Origin of the sequence: uncultured Salinicola sp., assembly GCF_937921195.1 — a bacterium.
GTDB lineage: Bacteria > Pseudomonadota > Gammaproteobacteria > Pseudomonadales > Halomonadaceae > Salinicola.
On sequence record NZ_CALFQK010000143.1, the window covers coordinates 25,934 to 44,561 of the forward strand.

The 18,628-nt window shown below is 58.7% G+C and carries 18 protein-coding genes; 8 read left to right on the top strand and 10 right to left on the bottom strand.

Going from position 1 to position 18,628, the window contains the following annotated elements:
• Positions 1-48 precede the first annotated feature (48 nt).
• Together Q0602_RS15470 and Q0602_RS15475 are read left to right on the top strand one after the other, a co-directional pair.
• Positions 49-924 carry a LysR substrate-binding domain-containing protein gene (locus tag Q0602_RS15470; RefSeq protein WP_295036486.1) on the top strand — a complete coding sequence of 292 codons (876 nt, stop codon included), beginning with the start codon at positions 49-51 and terminating at the stop codon, positions 922-924.
• Between the two features lie 68 nt (positions 925-992).
• On the top strand, positions 993-1,433 hold the full coding sequence (locus Q0602_RS15475; protein WP_298845222.1) for a hypothetical protein: 441 nt from the start codon (positions 993-995) through the stop codon (positions 1,431-1,433).
• Positions 1,434-1,443: 10 nt separating this feature from the next.
• On the opposite strand, the gene ltaE is transcribed toward Q0602_RS15475, so the two are convergent.
• Together ltaE and Q0602_RS15485 are read right to left on the bottom strand one after the other, a co-directional pair.
• Positions 1,444-2,457 (bottom strand): low-specificity L-threonine aldolase, encoded by a 1,014-nt coding sequence (gene ltaE, locus Q0602_RS15480; protein WP_298845225.1) that lies wholly within the window; start codon positions 2,455-2,457, stop codon positions 1,444-1,446.
• Positions 2,458-2,526: 69 nt separating this feature from the next.
• A complete protein-coding gene (locus Q0602_RS15485) occupies positions 2,527-3,321 on the bottom strand; it encodes an alpha/beta hydrolase (RefSeq protein WP_298845228.1) in 795 nt (264 codons plus the stop codon).
• A gap of 112 nt (positions 3,322-3,433) precedes the next feature.
• On the opposite strand from Q0602_RS15485, the gene Q0602_RS15490 reads away from it, so the two are divergent.
• Entirely contained in the window at positions 3,434-4,327 is an 894-nt protein-coding gene (locus Q0602_RS15490; protein ID WP_298845233.1) for a LysR family transcriptional regulator, read from the top strand.
• Positions 4,328-4,396: 69 nt separating this feature from the next.
• Here the strand turns inward: Q0602_RS15490 and Q0602_RS15495 are convergent, their stop codons facing one another.
• Entirely contained in the window at positions 4,397-5,380 is a 984-nt protein-coding gene (locus Q0602_RS15495; RefSeq protein WP_298845238.1) for an NADPH:quinone reductase, read from the bottom strand.
• Positions 5,381-5,547: 167 nt separating this feature from the next.
• On the opposite strand from Q0602_RS15495, the gene Q0602_RS15500 reads away from it, so the two are divergent.
• From Q0602_RS15500 to Q0602_RS15510, 3 genes are all read left to right on the top strand, one after another.
• Positions 5,548-5,871 carry a winged helix-turn-helix transcriptional regulator gene (locus Q0602_RS15500; protein ID WP_367276981.1) on the top strand — a complete coding sequence of 108 codons (324 nt, stop codon included), beginning with the start codon at positions 5,548-5,550 and terminating at the stop codon, positions 5,869-5,871.
• A gap of 146 nt (positions 5,872-6,017) precedes the next feature.
• Positions 6,018-6,314 carry a YciI family protein gene (locus Q0602_RS15505; protein ID WP_298845244.1) on the top strand — a complete coding sequence of 99 codons (297 nt, stop codon included), beginning with the start codon at positions 6,018-6,020 and terminating at the stop codon, positions 6,312-6,314.
• A 5-nt stretch (positions 6,315-6,319) separates the two neighbouring features.
• Positions 6,320-6,664 (top strand): hypothetical protein, encoded by a 345-nt coding sequence (locus tag Q0602_RS15510; protein ID WP_298845247.1) that lies wholly within the window; start codon positions 6,320-6,322, stop codon positions 6,662-6,664.
• On the opposite strand, the gene Q0602_RS15515 is transcribed toward Q0602_RS15510, so the two are convergent.
• Positions 6,654-7,418 (bottom strand): SDR family oxidoreductase, encoded by a 765-nt coding sequence (locus Q0602_RS15515; protein WP_298845250.1) that lies wholly within the window; start codon positions 7,416-7,418, stop codon positions 6,654-6,656. The two genes, Q0602_RS15510 and Q0602_RS15515, sit on opposite strands and share 11 nt — an antisense overlap.
• A gap of 100 nt (positions 7,419-7,518) precedes the next feature.
• On the opposite strand from Q0602_RS15515, the gene Q0602_RS15520 reads away from it, so the two are divergent.
• Complete coding sequence (locus tag Q0602_RS15520; RefSeq protein WP_298845254.1) at positions 7,519-8,460, top strand: AraC family transcriptional regulator; 942 nt, start codon at positions 7,519-7,521, stop codon at positions 8,458-8,460.
• Between the two features lie 207 nt (positions 8,461-8,667).
• Here the strand turns inward: Q0602_RS15520 and Q0602_RS15525 are convergent, their stop codons facing one another.
• From Q0602_RS15525 to Q0602_RS15550, 6 genes are all read right to left on the bottom strand, one after another.
• Positions 8,668-9,534, bottom strand: coding sequence for a sirohydrochlorin chelatase (locus tag Q0602_RS15525; protein ID WP_298845257.1), 867 nt, complete (start codon positions 9,532-9,534; stop codon positions 8,668-8,670).
• A gap of 214 nt (positions 9,535-9,748) precedes the next feature.
• The gene (locus Q0602_RS15530; protein WP_298845260.1) at positions 9,749-10,255 is read right to left on the bottom strand and encodes a GNAT family N-acetyltransferase; all 507 of its coding nucleotides are present in this window, start codon (positions 10,253-10,255) and stop codon (positions 9,749-9,751) included.
• Between the two features lie 216 nt (positions 10,256-10,471).
• A complete protein-coding gene (locus Q0602_RS15535) occupies positions 10,472-13,483 on the bottom strand; it encodes a DEAD/DEAH box helicase family protein (RefSeq protein WP_298845263.1) in 3,012 nt (1,003 codons plus the stop codon).
• A 280-nt stretch (positions 13,484-13,763) separates the two neighbouring features.
• Positions 13,764-14,177, bottom strand: a complete 414-nt coding sequence (locus Q0602_RS15540; protein ID WP_298845267.1) for a toll/interleukin-1 receptor domain-containing protein — start codon at positions 14,175-14,177, stop codon at positions 13,764-13,766.
• A 608-nt stretch (positions 14,178-14,785) separates the two neighbouring features.
• Positions 14,786-15,625, bottom strand: a complete 840-nt coding sequence (locus tag Q0602_RS15545) for a zinc-dependent peptidase (protein ID WP_298845271.1) — start codon at positions 15,623-15,625, stop codon at positions 14,786-14,788.
• A gap of 3 nt (positions 15,626-15,628) precedes the next feature.
• Positions 15,629-17,191 carry a bifunctional GNAT family N-acetyltransferase/carbon-nitrogen hydrolase family protein gene (locus tag Q0602_RS15550; protein ID WP_295036472.1) on the bottom strand — a complete coding sequence of 521 codons (1,563 nt, stop codon included), beginning with the start codon at positions 17,189-17,191 and terminating at the stop codon, positions 15,629-15,631.
• A gap of 241 nt (positions 17,192-17,432) precedes the next feature.
• On the opposite strand from Q0602_RS15550, the gene Q0602_RS15555 reads away from it, so the two are divergent.
• The gene (locus tag Q0602_RS15555) at positions 17,433-18,623 is read left to right on the top strand and encodes a porin (protein ID WP_298845277.1); all 1,191 of its coding nucleotides are present in this window, start codon (positions 17,433-17,435) and stop codon (positions 18,621-18,623) included.
• Positions 18,624-18,628 lie beyond the last annotated feature (5 nt).

Here is an 18,628-nt window from a genome sequence, read left to right on the forward strand (position 1 = left end):
GCGCGATTTCAGCCAGACCCTTTCCGCGAGACGCTTTCAGGAAACGAGATGTCCGAACTTCCCCCGGTACTGTGGCTGCAGGCGTTCGAGGCGGCAGCGCGAACGCTGAGCTTCACCGAGGCGGGGCGTGAGCTCGGCGTCACCCAGTCGGCGATCAGTCAGCGTATCCGGCTGCTGGAGGATCGCGTCGGGCAGTCGCTGTTCGTGCGCTATCCACGCAGTCTGGCGCTGACGCCGGCGGGACAAGCCTGGTTACCCAGCGTTCAGGGCGCTTTCACGCGCCTGGCGGAGGGCACGTCCGAGGTGTTCGGTCCCAGCCCCGGCGCGCCGGTGACGCTCAGAGCCACGCCGGCCATGCAGCAGACCTGGCTGGCGCCTCGGCTGATCCATTTCCAGCGGATGCACCCCGAGATCACCCTGCGCCTGGTCAGCGCGATCTGGGCGGACGATTTCGGCGCCGAAGGAGCGGATCTGGAGATTCGCTACGGCCATGGCGACTGGAACGATGTGACGGCGGAGTGCCTGGGGGAGGAGCGGCTGCTGCCGGTCTGCTCGGCCGCGCTGGCGGCGGAACTCGAGACGCCCGAGGATCTCGCCGGCAAGACGCTGCTGCACGCGGCGGGATTCGCCGCCGGCTGGCCGCGCTGGCTGGTGGAAGCGGGGTTCGCCGGCCTTGAGCACCGTTGCCAGGCGATGATCTGCGACACCCACGTGACCACGCTGGCGCTGGCTTCCTACGGCGGCGGTATCGCGCTGTCGCATCGCCGTCTGCTCGAGGCCAGCCGCGATCTGGTGGCACCGTTCGATCTCGACATGCCGACCGACGAAGCCTTCTGGCTGGTCCGGCCCAGCCGTCGGCAGCTGCGCCCGCCGGCGGCGGCGCTGTGGGAGTGGCTCTCCCAGACCAGTGAATCGCCGCCGTGAATCCGCGCCCGGAATCGCGGCGGGCGCTACACTATGCTGACGCAGCAGATTCTTACCGGAGGTGGACCATGCGAACGCCCTTCACGCCCGCCAGGCGCCGAAATACGCTGACCGCGACCTGTCTCGCGCTGATGCTGGCCGGCACGACGCTGGTCAGCGCCCCCGCCGTTGCCGATGGCGTTTCCGTCGTCGACCCCCAGACCGGCCACCGCGTCAGGCTGCCGGACAACGACCGTGACGGACGCGCCGACTACGTGCCCAAGCGCCTGGACGTCCACGTCAGCCCCGGATTGACCTATCCGCGGGAAACGCGAGAGCAGCGGCCCAGTGGTGGCGGCTCGATCTGCCACGGCAACGATGGCGGCTCGACCATCTCCACCGCACGGCGGAACTGCGACCCCAGTGCCCCAGCCGGCGATGGCGGCGCCCAGGATGCTCCTGGCACTTCCACGAACTCGCCGTCGACACCGACTCGCCCCAGCTCCTCTTCGTCGACTCAGCTCAACTGAGCGAATCGCTTCACCCGCGTTCGAAGTACTCGCCAACGACGTCGACGACGCGGTCGATATCGGCCATCGAGACATCGCGGTGGGTGACGAAGCGCGGCGCGTAGAGTGCGCCGACCAGGATGTCGCGCGCTTTCAGCCAGGCGTGCAGATGGGCCGGATCGAGCGCCGGGCGGGTGAACTCGACGAACACCATGTTGGTGGCCTGTGCCGTCACCGTGATGCCGTCGATCTCCGCCAGGCCCGCCGCCAGACGTTCGGCCTTGGCGTGGTCTTCCACCAGCGGCGCGAGCTGATGCTCCAGCGCGTATTCGCACGCCGCCGCCAGCATGCCGACCTGGCGCATGCCGCCGCCGACCACCTTGCGCCAGCGCCGGGCCGTCTCGATGAAATCCGCAGCCCCGACCAGCACCGATCCCGCCGGTGCCCCCAACCCTTTCGAGCAGCAGATCGAGATCGTGTCGAACGGGCTGCACAGCGCTTTCAGGCTGGCACCGGTCGCCGCCGCCGCATTGCCGATTCGCGCCCCGTCCAAGTGAGTCGCCAGGCCGAAGCGCCGTGCCAGGATCGTGGCCGCTTCGACATAACCGGCGTCCAGCACCTGGCCGTGGAAGGTGTTCTCAAGCGTCAGCAGGCGCGTGCGCGCGAAGTGCGGATCGATCGGTTTGACGGCGGCCTCGATCTTCTGCAACGGCAAGGTACCGTCGGCCTCGTTCTCGATCGGCTGCGGCTGGATGCCGCCCAGCACCGCCGCGCCACCGCCCTCCATGCGATAGGTGTGCGCCTGCTGGCCGACGATGTACTCGTCGCCGCGCTGGCAGTGGCTCAACAGCGCCACCAGGTTGCTCTGGGTGCCGGAGGGGAAGAACAGTGCCGCCGCCTTGCCGGTGCGCTCGGCGATATAGGCTTCCAGGTGCGCCACGCTCGGGTCGTCACCCCAAACGTCATCGCCCAGCGGTGCCTCGAACATCACCCGGCGCATCGCCTCGCTGGGGCGGGTGACGGTGTCGCTGCGGAGATCGATCATGGGGATAGCCTTGAGAGGGTTATATGGTAGGCGTCGATGTGTGCTTCGATGACTAGCCCCTAGTATCCATCATCTACGGACTCTGTTGTCCAACTCGTCCAGCCACCGCTGGATATGCCCTGCGACTTCCTTCGGCGCTTCCAGTGGCAACAAGTGGCCGACACCTGCCAGTTCCTGTATTTCCGGGGTCGGTAGAAAGGGCACGAGTCGGTCGGCGAGCACGGCTGGAGGATCCACTCGATCGCACTCACCGGTCAACAGTAGCGTCGGCACATTGATGCATTGTGTCGTCTCGCTGATGTCCTCGAGCATGGCGGCTGCAGGCCAGGCGGCCTTGGCAGCCGGATCGCCGGCCAAACTGTCGGCAATGGCGCGTTCGCGGATCATCCCGGCGAGCGGCGTCTCCGTGAGAACATTATCGAGTGTCTCTTCGACACTCGCGCGGCTGTCATAGGCCGATTGCATGGCAAGACGCTGAGACTCCGGAATATCCATTGGCAGGGCAGGGGACGATGCCACCAGCACCAGTTCCTTCAGCCAGGCCGGCCGCTGGCCCGCGAGATACTGGGCAATCTTGCCACCCATGGAATGACCGACCAGCACGACATCGCAAAGCTGATACGCGTCAATCATCCCGCTAACCGACTCGGCCAGGTCCGCAATCCGATACCCGCGCCGCGAAGGACCGGACTGCCCCCAACCCGGTAGATCCGGCATCAGGCAACGACTCTGCCCGCCAAGTGTCGTGGCCACGTCGGTCCAAGTGCGGCCGGAACCGCCCCAGTAGTGGAGAAACACGAGCGTGCGGTACGCAGCGCCATGCTCCGAGACATGAAGAGCGGCGCCATCCGTTTCGATCATCATCGCTTTCTACTCCCAACATGTACGAGAAGCCGCTATCCTGAATAAGATCGCCAGGCGATGGAATGTGGCATAAATGAAACGCCATCGATCATGAAATGAGGGAATCGGGTTGATGGATCGTTTCCGACAAATCGAAGTCTTCATCGCGGCGGTCGAACACGGCAGCATCGCCGCCGCTGGGAGAGCGTTGGATCTTTCGCCTGCCATGGCCGGCAAATATCTGAGTGCGCTTGAATCGACGTTGGGAACGCGACTCATGCATCGCAGCACCCGCGCGTTGTCGCTAACCGACGCCGGCCAGCAATACCTGGTGGCGTCAGAGCGCATCATCGATGCCCTGTTGGAGGCGGACGCCGAGGCACGCGAGGGCCGCAGCCAGCTTGCCGGGGAGATCCGTCTCGGCGTGCCGCGTGCGTTCGGCACATTGACGCTGGCGCCGATACTGGCCGCGTTCTGCAGGGCGCACCCGCGGATCACGCTGAATCTGCGCACGGATGAGCGTTACGTGGATCTGGTCGATGGCCGGCTGGACCTTGCCGTGCGTATCGGGGAACTCCCCGCTTCGGCTTTGCATACACGCCCGCTCGGGAGTATCCGTATGGGCCTCGGCTGTGCGCCCGGCTTGCTAGCCCCTGGCGCGCGGCGTGATGTTTCGCACATTTGCCAGCTACCACGACTGGTGTTCACGGAGGCCCGCTCGCCCGGCGACTGGATGGTAAGTGACGGCAAGAATGGTGCGCACGTCATCGACGGCCCTGCCGTCATGCGCTCGGACGACATCACCCTGCTGGTTCGTGCGGCGATCGAAGGCCTCGGTATCGTGTATGCGCCCATGTTCGTGCTCGACGAGCCGCTGAAAGAGGGCCGCCTGGTACGGCTCTTGGCCGATCACCAGGCGACACGACTCGGCCTGCAGATCGTCTACACCGATCGCCACCATCAGCCCGCACGGGTTCGCGCCCTGATCGACCATCTGGCGGCCGGTTTTCATGAGACACAGACGTGAGGCGGCAGTCGGCGTGGCCTCCCTCCATCAACAGGGTTGGCTCGAGGCCGGGCTCTCAGGTCTGTCGACTTACGTGTACACAAGAACTTTCCCAATGACTTGGTGTGACTCCAGTGCCTCATGGGCGGCGACAATATTTTCCAGAGGAAAATTCAATCCGATTCTTGGAGAATATTTTCCCGCCAATAGACAAGAGGTGATGTCCTTGATGGCTTTCTGCTTTGCCTCGTCAGGCACGTTGTAGATATAGACGAAGCGGAAGACGCATCCATGAATCATGGACTGCAGTAACGGAATGGATAGTTCGTCCATCGCGCTATCGGTGGCATAGGCGCTAATGATTCCGCCTTGAGATAAGCAGGCCAAGTTGGTGGCAAGGTTTGACTTCAAAGCGACATCCACAATATGGTCGACGCCGAGCCCATCGGTTGATTCTAGAACAAGGCTCGCAACATCTCCCGATGCTCTGTCGAGAACCATATCCGCCCCGTTTTCCTTTGCTACAGCAGCCTGATCGGTATTCGTCACCGTTGTTGAAACCCATGCGCCAGCCCATTTCGCCAACAGAGTTGCCGCTGTTCCGACCGCTCCGGCACCGCCATGTATCAATACCCGCCGACCTTCGAGAGTGCCATCGGAAAACAGGCAGCGGTGAGCGGTTAACGCCGGGATGCCAAGCGAGGCACCCACTTCGAACGATACCGCGTCAGGCAAATGAACTGCCTGACTCGACGGTAGCACGACGTATTCTGCCGCCGTTCCCATGGCTCGGCCAAACTGCGCTTCATAAACCCAAACCCGCTCGCCACGTCTGTCGGGTGATACATTGGCGCCGACAGCATCAACAACGCCTGCGCCATCCTGGTGAGGAATGATTCGCGGGTAGGGCATTTCCGCTGAGAATCCGGTTCTCGCCTTGATATCAGTCGGGTTCAATCCGGAAACATGAATGCGTACCCGGACCTCATCCGGACCGGGTTCTGGAGTCGGCAACTCGTCGACAACCAATACCTCCCGGGCGCTGCCCTGGGCCTCATAGTAGGCTGCTTTCATCAGTATTCTCTCCACGCCCTATATCAGAAATGCACGCGACAAGGCTGTTACCGCTGCGGGAATGGATTCTGGAGTCTTTCATGCACGTTGAAAAGTAGGTACATTGTTTATACATAGGTATAAAATTTATACTAATGGGCCCTTTTTGGACAATGAAAAATCGAGATATGCACGAATATCGATGCACTGTAGAAGCAACCGTTGCCGTCGCCGGCGGTAAATGGAAGCCGCTTATCATTTACTATTTATTGAGTGGAACGAAACGGTTTGGGGAGCTTCGTAACCTTATCGGTGGTGTGACTCAACGGTCTTTGACGTTGCAGCTTCGAGAGCTTGAAGCGCATGGCATCATCTCCCGCGAAGTGTTTGCGGAAGTTCCTCCTCGCGTAGAGTACTCACTCACGGAGCTTGGGTTGACGCTTTCCCCTGTGCTTGATGCCATGAAAACGTGGGGAGACAACTACTTATCGTGGCAACAGGCCGACGAATAACAGGTGCGCAGATTGATGTTTCGGGTAGATGACACCTTCGGAAAATGTAAAGCCAAGGTTGACCACCGAGGCCAATTTGCTTGGTCAAGAAAGCTGACGCATGATGCCGATTCTCTCCAATGATCAACGAACGGCAGGAGCACCGCATGAAGCAGTATGCCGTGGTGGCTTACGACTACACCGACGACGACGCGCTCGAGCGCCGGCTGGCCAATCGCGAGGCGCATCTGGCAGGCGTACGGGAGCTAGCCAAAAAAGGGAAATTCCTCAGCGGCGGCGCGATCCTGGATGATGACGGCAAGATGGTCGGCTCCAACGTGCACTTTCGTTTCGACGAGCGCGCCGATCTCGACGCCTGGCTCGAGACCGAGCCCTATATGACCGGGCGGGTGTGGGAGCGAATCGACATTCGCGAAGTGAAGCTCTTCGATCCGAACGCCTAAGAATCATGACCGACGCTCAATCCCTCCCCGCGCAGGTTCGTCATCTTCTCGAGACAGCGCCTCGCGAGACTCTGCCGCTGACCTACCAGCAACTCGCTGAGGCGTTGGGATTGCGACCGCCGCGCACCATCCAGCGCGTCGCCCAGGCACTGGAGAGCACGATGCGCGAGGATGCCCAGCAAGAACGGCCCTTTATCGCCGCAATGGTCGTCAGCCGCCGTGGGGAAGGGCTGCCGGCGCAAGGCTTCTTCGATCTCGCGGTAGAACTCGGGCGATTTCCCGCCGAGCCGTCACGGCAGGCCGAGGCTTGGCGGGAGGAGGCCGAGCGTGTGCTGGCGGCTATGAGGTAGGAGCCGTTGGGAGGCCGGCTTCCCGCGCCCATTCCAAGGCGTCCGCCCCCGCGGGCGTGTGCATCGGCGCGGCCGGATCGGTTGCTGCACGCCAGACCGCCTCGGCCACATCCATGGCATGGGTGACCGGGCCCGATTCGTCGGTGATCCGTGCGATAGTCTGTTGAATCAGATCCGCGTAGTCAGCACTCTCCAGGCCGTGACGGTACGCGTTGTCACCGAACTGCGTTTCGGGAGAACGGCCGGGCAGCACGACGCGCACACCGATGCCGAACGGTGCAAGCTCAATGGCCAATGACGCCGAGAACGCATTCACCGCGGCCTTGCTGGCCGTATACATCGATAGCAGCGGCAATGCCTTGAGCGTGACGGTCGAGGTCACATTGATGATGGTGCCGGCGCCCCGAGCACGAAATTGCGGCAGGAAGGCTTGGGTCATCGCCATGGTGCCGATGGTGTTGGTCTCGAACAGCGCACGTGCCAGGTCCGGGCCGGTGAGCTCGAACGGTGCGGCCGCGCCCACGCCGGCATTGTTGACCAGCACGTCGATCGGGCCGGCGGCGTCGACGGCCGCGGCTATGCTGGCGGGATCGGTCACGTCGAGTGCAAGCACGCGTAGACGATCGGAGGTCGGTAATACATCCGCGCGCGGCGTGCGCATGGTGGCGATGACGCGCCAGTCGCGCTCAAGAAAATACCGCGCGATCTCCAAGCCGAAACCGGACGAACAACCCGTGATCAGAACCGTCTTCATGGGAACTCCTTTGATCCGAACATTGAGCTACACACGATAGGCGTCACTCACCGCACTCACTACAATCCATAATCCAAATTTCATTGGTGAGAGTCCGATCATGATCGATCCGCTGGCCGAGGTGGTTTCCTTGCTACAGCCCAGCATGCGGTTTTCCAAGCTGATCGTCGGTGGCGGGCCCTGGCGCGTGCGCCGCAGCGATCCGGGCGACTTGTTCTATTGCGTCGTGCTGGAAGGCGAGTGCCTCTCCTCCCCCGGTGCCGGGGAGCCGATCCATCTCACTGCCGGTGATTTCCTGCTGGCTCCATCGGCGCAGGACATCGTTGCGTCCAGTCATCCTCCACCGCCACTCGATGTCGAGAACTGGCCTGTCGCCATCGGTGACGGCGTATTCCGGCTTGGCGCGGCGGACGCGGCGCCCGATGTGCGCATGCTGATCGGCCATTGTCACTTCGAATCGCCCGACGCGGCGTTGCTGGTCTCGCTGTTGCCGCAACGCGTGCATATTCGCGGTCAGCAGCGACTGGCGATGCTGGTCAAGCTTGTCAGCGAAGAGTCGCGCGCCGATCGGCCGGCGCGCGATATGGTGCTGTCGCGGCTGCTGGAGGTACTGATGATCGAAGCGCTGCGAGTCACCGGAGAAACAGCGGCCTCGCCCGGCCTGGTGCTCGGGCTCGCCGATAATCGCCTGGCGAACGCGATACGCGCCATGCACGCCGAGCCGACATACGCATGGACGGTTGCAGAATTGGCGCGGCAGGCGGCGTTGTCACGGTCGGCTTTCTTCGAGCGCTTCAAACAGACGGTCGGCCTTGCGCCGATGGCGTATCTGCTCGCCTGGCGCATGGCGCTAGCCAAGCGAATGTTGAGAAACGATCGGAGTCGTATCGCCGATGTTGCCGAGCGGGTCGGCTACAGCTCGGCGAGCACCTTCAGCGTTGCCTTCACGCGCCACGTTGGCACGCCGCCGACGTGGTACGCCAACGACAGAAAGCCGCTAGAAGCTAAATCAGATCAGTCGTCAAATGATCAGGGTCAGTGACGACCTTGGACTGCTTACGGACAAAAGTTGGGTGCTTACATTGGGTGCCATCCAATGACTCGCAAAAGAACTGCCGGCTCGGCGCTTCTTCGGCTCCCCGCCGATCCGGCGCAATATACCAAGGCTTGGCGGCAGGAGTTCGAGCGCGTGCTGGCGGCGAAGGCATAGGCGCACGCTGCTAACTGCCGATGCAAACCGAAGCGTGGATCAGTCGTCCTTGGCGCCGATCGCAGGCAGTTCCATCAATAGCGGCCCGCCGGCCAGCGCCTGCTGCAGGCGAGTGGCGAGAAGTTCCAGGATGGCGTCGTTCTCGCCCACCAGCCGGGTCGTTACGACATTCAGGCCAGGGGCGCGAGACATCGCCTGGGCGCAGATCTCGGCGATATCGCCGCCTTCGCCGGCGTGTCGGCCCGGCGAAAGAAACAGCATCGAGAGGATCACGTCACCTTCGGCCAGCTCCGGTGAGGCCAACAACGTCTCCAGCAGTGGCTCGTTGAAGCGGTAGGCGTCGCCCTCGCGGCGCTCCATGGAGGCAAAGGTCACACACTCGGCCTCATCGGCCAGCAGCGCACTCAGTTGCCCGGCGAGATAGTTGCGCACCGCCGTGACCTCCGGGATCGGGCTGCCGTGGTCGACCAGCACGACCTTGGGCCGCGATAGGCCGGTCATTCGCTCGCGCACGTTCTCCGCCAGCAGCCGGGCCAGACGCAGATCCGGCGCCAGCAGCGTATCGACCAGCGGCGGGGCGACCTTCACCGACAGCTGCGGGTAGCTGGCCTGCACCTCGGCCAGACGCTCCGGCAGGTAGCGGGTCAGCGCCTGGCTGGGCCCGAAGAAGAACGGCAGGATCAGCAGTTCGGTCACGCCCTCGGCCGCATATCGTTCGGCCAGCGGCCCCACCGAGACGGCCTTCTGCCCGCCGAGCTGCTCGGGCGGAATCTTGAACGAGTGCAGTAGCGATGCGGCCTCGACCGCCTCGCCCGTGGCCTGGCTCAAGGCGTCGGCAAGACGACGCAGATTGAGCGTCGCGGCGGGGCGGAGGGAGCCGTTGTCGACGAGCAGTATCTTTCGCATGGGGCCTCAAAGCTGGCGCAGATGGGTGTCAAATCAAGCCTTTCGCGGCAAAACGAGCCGACACAAAACCAGCATAACCGGGTTTTCCCAATAGGGAAAAATAGCCAAGCGGTGGGCCGATGGCGCTCTGGCTTTCCCTATCGGGAAGTGGGTAGCCTTCTGAGCGGTCTGATCAGATGAGATGGCTAATTAGTCCGCTTTCGGCCAAAAGCGGTCATTGGTTTATCTCCAATTCCTCTTGCTTAAAAATTTGAAACCCGCGCGCCTGATAATTTCCAAGCGCAGCATGATGATCGAATGTGCAGGTGTGCACCCACACCCGTTCTGTATTAGGCCACTCCCATGCCGACTGGATTGCGTGAGTTAGTAGCGCGCCGCCGAAACCGCACCCCAGAAACTGAGGTGCCAGTCCGAAATAACGGATTTCGGTGTTGCAACCATCAGGGCGATACAGTTCATAATAGCCGGCGATTGCTCCGCGGTGATAAGCGACCCAGGTTCGGTGGCAGTCCTGTTCGACGAGAGTCTGCCAATCAGCATCGCTCCAGGCATCCAGGTCTCCCCACTCCCAGGGCGTGCCAACAAGCTCGTAAAGAAATCGATTTAATGCTGCCTGAGGCACCTCGCATTCGATGATATTCAGATCATGCGGCTGCGACTTTTCTCGCAGTGCTTCAGCTGAGGTCATTTCCAGGTAATAAGTGGTGAAAGTTCGCTCCATCGGTAGATTCCCTTTATGTCCTGGAGGCTGCTATGCAAACATACTCGCTGCCGGCCAGTCTCGGCTAGTTCCATCGGCAGCTTCAAATCGCTTGTGCTGATCGTAATGGACAGCAACCGGCCTATCTGACATGCCGAAGCCACCAAGAGCTGCCGATGGAAACTGGTACAAATCGGCCAGTAGGTTTTCGTTCTTATCAGACCAAAATAAGCGAACTTAATGTGACGTGAAAATTTTAAAATCAACATCAAGCTCATCCGCAGTGCTCAACCAATCCTCAATAAGCTGATATGCTTGAATGCTAGTGGCCGAACATGTTGACGGGGTTTCCATACTCTTGATGAAGTGCTTGGCGGAAAAGGAATTCCCGGCAACAATCCAGATCTCTTTCTTGCATTTCATGGATGCTCTCCGCTTGCAAATAACATCCCAGACCTTTTCAGAAATTGAATCGTCGGGTGGTGCAGGATGATTGATAATTCCTTCCGCCAATCTATAACGAGTGTCCAGCGGAAACTCTGCACCAGCCGCAGGCCAAGAATGCTTCCATGTAGTAAAATTTCCAGGCTTCACCTTGTTAAGGCCTGAAACCAGCATGTGAATGTTTTTTATGGCCTGACTACCAACTTCAGCAAGAGCGCCGGCTGAAGATCCTGGATTTAAGGAGCTTCCACATTTAACATGAACGAAACACAACTTGTCCGGAGAGGATAAAATGAAATCAGCTGGTTCAACGCCCATGTCACAGCAAAGAACGATGTCGCAGCCAGGAATATGTGTTGCAAACGGCCCAAGTGATCCAACTGAAGTTGCTGGATCACCATAACCCTTCAATAAGTCAATCAGATGAAAAATGGAATCCGTATCAAAACTATCACTAGTGGTCCGATGGTAATTGTTATTTAGGGTGTGACCCTTCTCTTTAAGGTTCGGAGCTTTAAGTGCATCAAGCGGGAAAAGGGCGTTACCTGCAAAACTGTCTTCTACAGGAATCCCACGCTCATAGGGTAAGGCCAGCTTATAAAAGGCTCCTGCGAGATACGTTATGCCATCTTTGTACAGCACTTTAATTCTTTGACCAGAGTTTAAGTACTCAACGATCCAGTCGATGTCCGATCTTCCTGCGGAAGCTCCAGCTAAAAGAACCTCAAAACATCCATTGTCATTCGAATAATTCAGCGCAAGTTCTATAATATCACCTTGAGCGTCGAAAAAAATCCCTTGCTGGTAGTCCGTATAAACAAAATCGGGGTAAACTACACCATTATCAGTGTATGCCGGGCTATCAAGATCCGTAAAATCTAGTAGCACGGACAAAATTTCTGAAGCGGGTTCTTCCGTAATGGGCTGCGCATAGGACTTGATCAGCCGCCCAGCGTGTCCTCCAGTATTTATACATTGACCGACAGCATCGATCCATTGAGATATATCTTGAAGGGTGAAATTGGATTCTTTTTGGTCGACGACTCGTCCCGACCTAGCACCAATGTAAAAGCTGCTATCTCTTTTTCCGTCTAGACCAATATTATCGACCTTCACCATAGTCAATGCGTACCTTGAATTGCTCTGACTACCCCGTCCACCGTCTAGGTTCTGTCCCTTTAGAGCTACGGATTCTGGACGACGTACAGCTTGGCCGACGGCGCGGGCGTGAGTTTCTTTGATCTGATGAATTGCTGTTTTTGCAGCTAAAGCAGTCAGTTTGTCAATGTGAATCGCATTGCCGAGTCGGTAATTTTCCTGGTTATAATATCGTCCGCCGGAACTATCGAAAACAGCTACGGCAGAATCAACTTCTTTCACAATAATAACGTGAAGCTTTGGTTCAAAGAAAAGCTTGCGTGTAAAGAATTTCGAGCTATTGAATTCCACATAAATCAACACGCGCAGGTCAAGAACCTCTTCATATGTCTTAACTAGTGAGCCAGAACCGTGCAACTTCCAATATATTCGATCCATTAATAGAGGAAGAGAGAAATCATCTTTCTTCTGGATAAAGCATACCGATGCATGTGGTATCTTGATGTCGTCTTCTGGGTCGATAATATTAAGATCAACCCTCTCTTTGAAGCTGCGATCAAAGTAGCTGTACTTAGGAAAGTTATCGAGAAATGACTCAATTAGATAACTTGTGCTTAACGAGCCAACAAATTCTGATGTGCCACCATTAGCGAGATAGTCATCAAATTTTTGATACCCTTCCCACATACTATTATTCGCGCCACGGCTTAGGTCGATCACCAATGGCTGGACTTCTCCATAGCTGCGAATTATCCTACCTACTGCTTGTACTAGCTCACGTCCGCTCCCTAATTCATAGGTGAGGATCAGTAGCTTAGCCTCAGGGATATCAATTCCTTCGTCAAGTTTATGCTGGTGAACGATCACCTGCAGCCCTTCGACTTTAAGTGCTGGACCAACTCGCTTGAACTGATTTTGTGTATCGTCGTTTTCAAGTCGCTCATGCACACTTGCTGTGATAAATGATTGAGAAAGAAGGCGATGATATTTTTGTATTTCCTCAAGGCTCTTGCACTTCACGATACATTTTACATTTTTGCTCACTCCTAGATAGTCCTGAATGCGTGAAAATAGGGCGGCCTCACCATCAACTTGTTCATAATGGGGATCCATGATGACCCTATCTTTGACGGCATCTCTAAATGTAAAAACATAAAAATGGTTAGTGCTTACATTCAGCTCGAACAAATCATTGCGATAAGGCGTTGCAGTAACCACTACTTTCATTGCCGCGGACTGACGTATTATTTCTCGCCAAACAGGAGAAGGCTCGGAGTGTCCTTCGTCCACAATGATGAGGTCAAAGTTGCCTTGTACACTTCTTAATTCTTCATCACTCAGCATGGTCAGTTTTTGGAAGCTGGTGATATAGATTCCGTCGCCTTGATCGAAATTAGAGTCCCGATAAGTCTTCTTTAGCTCCAATTCTTGGTCATTGATCGTGCCACGAAAAAATTTCCTTGACACTTCTCGGAATAACTGATCTTTTACGGCTTTTCGATGACATATAACAAGAACTTTCAAAGCATCTGATAGATGTGATATTAAAGAGATAACTCCTGTTTTCCCAGCGCCTGTGGGCAGGTTGATCAGGAAACCTCTCTCATTATTGTTTTCTTCGACATACCTCACGAAACTGCGCACTGCTTCAAGTTGACATTTTCTTAGCTTTTCTTCAGCAGAATCTAAGTATTCCAAGATGGTCACGGCTGTCTTCCAAGAATTAATAAAAATCGTATCGGCTGTTCAGGCCAAGATGTGCAGAATGAATGTTAAAAGGCCATGACTTCACCTACATTGGAGCCAATAGCGCTCTATGATCACCATAATCAGAATAGTAGAGCCTCTCCGGTCTAACTACGTCAAAAACTCACGCTCGATAGCCGCTCTAAGCCAGAAGCTAACATTCAGCGCGGAGAAATATATCGCCCAAGTCAGTCGACGTCCGAAACATGCCAACGTTTTGGGCGACAATTGCAGCGAACCCTTAGAGCGCAACCAGTTCAGAGAGCTTCGCTGCGATGTCCGCCATTGGCTCTTCAGCAGTACTCAAACCACTACGTGAGCCAAGCAGGGGACTTACTTCACGAAGATCTTCATAAGTGGTGTCGTGCACGATAGGCACGAGCAGATCACGTGCCAAGAGAGCCGAGAGCTCTTTATCTGCAATACCCTCTGCTTTAACGCGGCGCAGTAAAGCAGGCGTAACGAGTACGATGCCGACTCTTGAATTAGCCAATCCCTTATCGATTTCACGAAGTAAGGACGAGCCTAGAACAACATCTTTTTCGCTGAACCATACAGAAACGCCTTGAGACTGAAGCTGATCATATAGCTCTTTAGCAGCTACTTTGCGGTCGTCCCACGCATGGCAAAGGAAGGCGTCACGTAGATCAGGCACAGAAGCTCGCCGTTCGACGCTTTCACGAATTGGATCAAGCGTCCGGATCTCCGCGGGCGTGTACATCACAGATGAACTGGTTTTTGACCAACGAGGCTTTCTCGTTCGCCCGGAACCACCTCTTCCACTGCTTTTAAAACGCTCCCCGCTGCCGCCGTCTCCGTAGGGGGAGTAAGATGACGGTGAATATGAATGTGACCGGTAGCCGCTATAGCGACCGCCACAGGCGGGACAAGCAGCTGCACCACTAGCTGTACGGTGACCATTAACTGGCGCTGTGCATCTAGCCATATCTTATTCTCCTTGCTACTAGTAGTGACTCTTTAGAATTCTGTCGCAACGCGCCTCAGATACACCACAAACCACCTCGCACTAAATCGGGTGCGCTTCAGCAGGTATGGGTCGCAAGCCGCCTTGACCTTCTTATGCCAATCCCCTAGCCGCGTTTTCTCGCCGCACCGGCTCCTTAGTATCTGCACCAATGTAAACCAATGTTTACTCCGAGTAACGCCTCTGAGACCAATTCTCTAGTCAGGGTTGGCTTGAGCGTCAAGATCAGCAGGGCGGGATGATGATTGGTGCGCGGCAAGAAGAATCGAAGTTCGATCCTATGGTTGATCGACCCCAGCCGTCTGCCTCCGCTCAAACCGCGCCAGCGTTTCCTGTCGGAAGTAGCGCTTCAGCAGGTCATAAAGCTCGGGGTAGACCTCGATCAGTTGATCCGGGGCGGTGAAGAAGAGTTCGCAGCATACCGCGAAGCATTCGCCGGGGTGGGTGGCGGCGTAGTCGTCGATGGGGGTGGGTTCGTCGCGGGCGAGGTGGGCCTGCAGGTCGTCCCACACCGCGGTGAAGATGCGATGCCACTCTTGGGCGGTGACATCACTGTTGGCGGCGAGCGGGGGGAAGCCGTCGACATCCTGCGAGTTGCCCAGGTCGAGCTTGTGGGCGAATTCGTGAATGATGACGTTGTAGCCGGTGTAGTCGCCGCTGTCGGCGACATCGGGGATCGCCAGCACCACCGGGCCGCGCCAGGAGGTTTCCCCGGCGCGCTCGTCGACGTATTCGTGCATCACGCCGAAGTCGTCCATCTCCTCGACGTGGCGATGAAAGGCGTCCGGCAGCAGGACGATCTCGGTGACGTTGTCGAAGGCGGCGCTGGCGTCGCGGTCCGACCAGCCCAGGGTGAGCAGGCTGGCCTGGGCGGCGATGGCGAGCAGGGCGGCATCGTCGACCTCGACCCCATCACCGGCGACCCAGCGTTTGCTCTGCAGTAGTTGCCAGGCGCGCGGGCCGAGACGCTCGGCATCGGCATCATCGAGATCGGCCAGCAGCGGCAGGCCGTGGCGAATCGGCCGCCATGCCTCCGGGTCGAACGGCTGGCGCGTGCGTTGTCGGGCATCGCCGCTCAGGCCCAACCAGGCTTTCCACGAACCACTCCGCAAGCCCATGGATCAGGTCTCTTCCTGGCGCGCCCCGGATTTCCACGACCAGTCGCGCAGGCGCAGATCGAACAGGTCGAGACGGCGATCCTTGAGGTTGGTCACCGCGCCTTCGGAGCGCACCAGCTTGAGCTTGGTCAGGTCGAGATCGGAGAACATCACCATTTCGGTGTTGGGGGTGGTTTCCGACAGCACCGCATCGTGGGGGAAGGCGAAGTCCGACGGCGAGAACACCGAGGACTGGGCGTACTGGATGTCCAGGTTCTCGATCGAGGGCACGTTGCCCACGCTGCCGCAGACCACCACGTAGCACTCGTTCTCGATGGCGCGGGCCTGGGCGCAGTGGCGCACGCGCAGGTAGCTGTTCTTGGTGTCGGTCCAGAACGGCACGATCAGGATGTCCATGTCCTGCTCGGCCAGCAGCCGCGGCAGTTCGGGGAACTCGACGTCGTAGCAGATCAGGATGCCGACGCGGCCGGCATCGGTCTCGAACACCTGCAGCTCGTCGCCGCCCTCGACCACCCAGTCGCGCCGCTCCTGCGGGGTGATGTGCAGCTTGGCCTGGCGGTCGATCTCGCCGTCGCGGTGGCACAGGTAGGCAACGTTGTAGAGCTTGCCATCCTCGCCCAGCTCGACCATCGAGCCGGCCACGATGTTGATGTTGTAGGAGATCGCCATGCGCGAGATCTCGGTCTTGAAGCGCTCGGTGAAGCCGGCCAGGAACTGGATCGCGGCGACCTGGTCGGTCTGGTCGGTCAGCCCCATCAGCGGGGTGTTGAACAGCTCCGGGAAGACCGCGAAATCGCTCTGGTAGTCGGAGATCGCGTCGACGTAGAACTCCACCTGCTGGAGCACCGCCTCCACCGAGTCGAATTCGCGCATCTGCCACTGCACCGCGCCCACGCGAACCTGGGTGCGGCGGGTCTCGATGATCCGGCTGGCCGGTTCGTAGAGGATGTTGTTCCACTCGAGCAGGGTGGCGTAGCCCATCGACTTCTCGTCTTCGGGCAGATACTTGGTCAGCAGGCGCTTGACCAGGAAATCGTTGGCCAGCTGGAACGACAGGATCGGGTCGTAGAACTCCTTGCGCGCCACCCGATCGATGTACTCGGCGGGGGTCATCTCGTCGGCGTGCTGGTGGTAGTTGGGGATCCGGCCGCCGGCGAGAATCGCGCGCAGGTTCATCGAGCGGCACAGATCCTTGCGCGCTTCGTAGAGGCGTCGGCCGAGCCGGTAGCCGCGATAGGCTGGGTCGATCAAGACATCGAGCCCGTAGAGCGCATCGCCGTTGGCATCGTTGAGAATGATCTCGCGATGCCCGATCAGCTCGTCGTACTTGTGGGGGTTGGAGAAGCGGTCGTAGTCGACCAACACCGTCAGCGCGACACCGACGATCTTGCCGTCGTCCTCGATGATGATCTGGCCGTCGGCGAATTCGCCGATCAACTTGTCGATCGTGAGCTTCGACCAGGCGCCACCGATGTCGTCGTAGACGGCATCCATCAGTCGCTTGAGCTGCGGGTAGTCCTCGGGCGTGAGGTTGCGCAGATTGAGGTGCAGTTCTTCCAAAGACATTGAGCGCCTGACTCCATCCGGAAAAAGAAATAGGGCGTCGCCAACCGGCTCTGACCACCGGGCGTTTAATGACAAAGTCTAACACGCCGAGTTCCCCGCGCCCCCGCGGTATCGGGATCTGAATCGTCGTACCTCGGCGAATCGACCCTTCAGAAAGATACCGGCCTGCCGACAATGTCTCCCGCAACCCTAATTTTCCTTTGCGGCGGCGACAGGTCGAACGCGCCGCCGGAGACGCTGCATGAGACGATTACTTCCGGTCTGCCTGGGGCTGATCCTGTCGGTGACGAGTGTCGCCGCCGAGGCCCGGCCGCTGACGGACGATGGCCGACTGAGGTTCAGCGGCTTCGGCACCCTGGGGCTGATTCACAATGATCTCGACGAGGCCGATTTCACCCGCGATATCAGCCAGCCCAAGGGCGCCGGCAAAGGCTGGAGCGCGCGCACCGATTCGCTGCTCGGCGCGCAGGTGGGTTACCGCTTCACTGACCAGCTCGATACGGTGGTTCAGGGGATCAGCCGCTACCACGACAGCGGCGATTTCAGCCCGGAAGTGAGCTGGGCGTTCCTGCGCTACCGGCCGGACCCTGGGGTGCAGCTGCGCCTCGGCCGACTGGGCTGGGATGTCTACCAGCTCTCCGACTCGCGCTACGTCGGTTATGCCTATCCCTGGGTACGGCCGCCGGTGGATCATTTCGGCACCCTTCAGCTGACCTACATCGATGGCGTCGATGTCACTTTCAAGCAGCCGGTCGGCAGCGACCTGGTGCTGCTCAAGCTCTACACCGGCCGCTCCGATGGGGATGTGTTCATCGGCAAAGGGCTCGAGGCCCATTTCGACGTCGACAAGGTCTACGGCGGGCATGTCGACTACGAGACGGGGCCGTGGCGCTTTCGTCTCGGCTACACCGAAGTCGAGTCCAATATCGACTTTTCCGGCGACGCCCCGGATCAGCTCGACGCCCAGTTCGATCAGATCCGCGCATTCGATCCTTCGTTCGACCTGACCGCCAACGGCGTTCTCGGAAGTTCGTTCGGTTTCGACCGTCTCAAGCTCTATTCGGTGGGGGCGGTCTTCGATCGCGGCCCGGTGCAGCTGCAGGCGATGTGGAATCGCAGCAAGACCAGCGCCGACGGCGCCGTGGACTCGGGGTTCGTCTCGGCGGGCTATCGCATCGAGCGCGTCACGCCCTACCTGGTCTATTCGCAGGTCGAGACGACGTCGGACGGGGAGGGGGGCAGCGAGGGCGACTTCAAGCAGCGGACCTATTCGGTGGGCGCGCGCTATGATTTCACGGCCAACATGGCCCTGAAGGCGCAGCTGGATCGCGTTCACGTTCAGCGCCCCGGATTCTTGTGGCGAGACATCGACAGCGACTGGAACGGAGGCTGGGGATCGATCTTCAGCCTCGGTCTGGACTTCATTTTCTAGGGGAA

What these genes read in the sequence shown, in the direction of transcription:
- Q0602_RS15470 (WP_295036486.1), top strand. Translation starts at nt 49, where the DNA reads ATGTCCGAACTTCCCCCGGTACTGTGGCTGCAGGCGTTCGAGGCGGCA.
- Q0602_RS15475 (WP_298845222.1), top strand. Translation starts at nt 993, where the DNA reads ATGCGAACGCCCTTCACGCCCGCCAGGCGCCGAAATACGCTGACCGCG.
- ltaE (WP_298845225.1), bottom strand. Translation starts at nt 2,457, where the DNA reads ATGATCGATCTCCGCAGCGACACCGTCACCCGCCCCAGCGAGGCGATG.
- Q0602_RS15485 (WP_298845228.1), bottom strand. Translation starts at nt 3,321, where the DNA reads ATGATGATCGAAACGGATGGCGCCGCTCTTCATGTCTCGGAGCATGGC.
- Q0602_RS15490 (WP_298845233.1), top strand. Translation starts at nt 3,434, where the DNA reads ATGGATCGTTTCCGACAAATCGAAGTCTTCATCGCGGCGGTCGAACAC.
- Q0602_RS15495 (WP_298845238.1), bottom strand. Translation starts at nt 5,380, where the DNA reads ATGAAAGCAGCCTACTATGAGGCCCAGGGCAGCGCCCGGGAGGTATTG.
- Q0602_RS15500 (WP_367276981.1), top strand. Translation starts at nt 5,548, where the DNA reads ATGCACGAATATCGATGCACTGTAGAAGCAACCGTTGCCGTCGCCGGC.
- Q0602_RS15505 (WP_298845244.1), top strand. Translation starts at nt 6,018, where the DNA reads ATGAAGCAGTATGCCGTGGTGGCTTACGACTACACCGACGACGACGCG.
- Q0602_RS15510 (WP_298845247.1), top strand. Translation starts at nt 6,320, where the DNA reads ATGACCGACGCTCAATCCCTCCCCGCGCAGGTTCGTCATCTTCTCGAG.
- Q0602_RS15515 (WP_298845250.1), bottom strand. Translation starts at nt 7,418, where the DNA reads ATGAAGACGGTTCTGATCACGGGTTGTTCGTCCGGTTTCGGCTTGGAG.
- Q0602_RS15520 (WP_298845254.1), top strand. Translation starts at nt 7,519, where the DNA reads ATGATCGATCCGCTGGCCGAGGTGGTTTCCTTGCTACAGCCCAGCATG.
- Q0602_RS15525 (WP_298845257.1), bottom strand. Translation starts at nt 9,534, where the DNA reads ATGCGAAAGATACTGCTCGTCGACAACGGCTCCCTCCGCCCCGCCGCG.
- Q0602_RS15530 (WP_298845260.1), bottom strand. Translation starts at nt 10,255, where the DNA reads ATGGAGCGAACTTTCACCACTTATTACCTGGAAATGACCTCAGCTGAA.
- Q0602_RS15545 (WP_298845271.1), bottom strand. Translation starts at nt 15,625, where the DNA reads ATGGGCTTGCGGAGTGGTTCGTGGAAAGCCTGGTTGGGCCTGAGCGGC.
- Q0602_RS15550 (WP_295036472.1), bottom strand. Translation starts at nt 17,191, where the DNA reads ATGTCTTTGGAAGAACTGCACCTCAATCTGCGCAACCTCACGCCCGAG.
- Q0602_RS15555 (WP_298845277.1), top strand. Translation starts at nt 17,433, where the DNA reads ATGAGACGATTACTTCCGGTCTGCCTGGGGCTGATCCTGTCGGTGACG.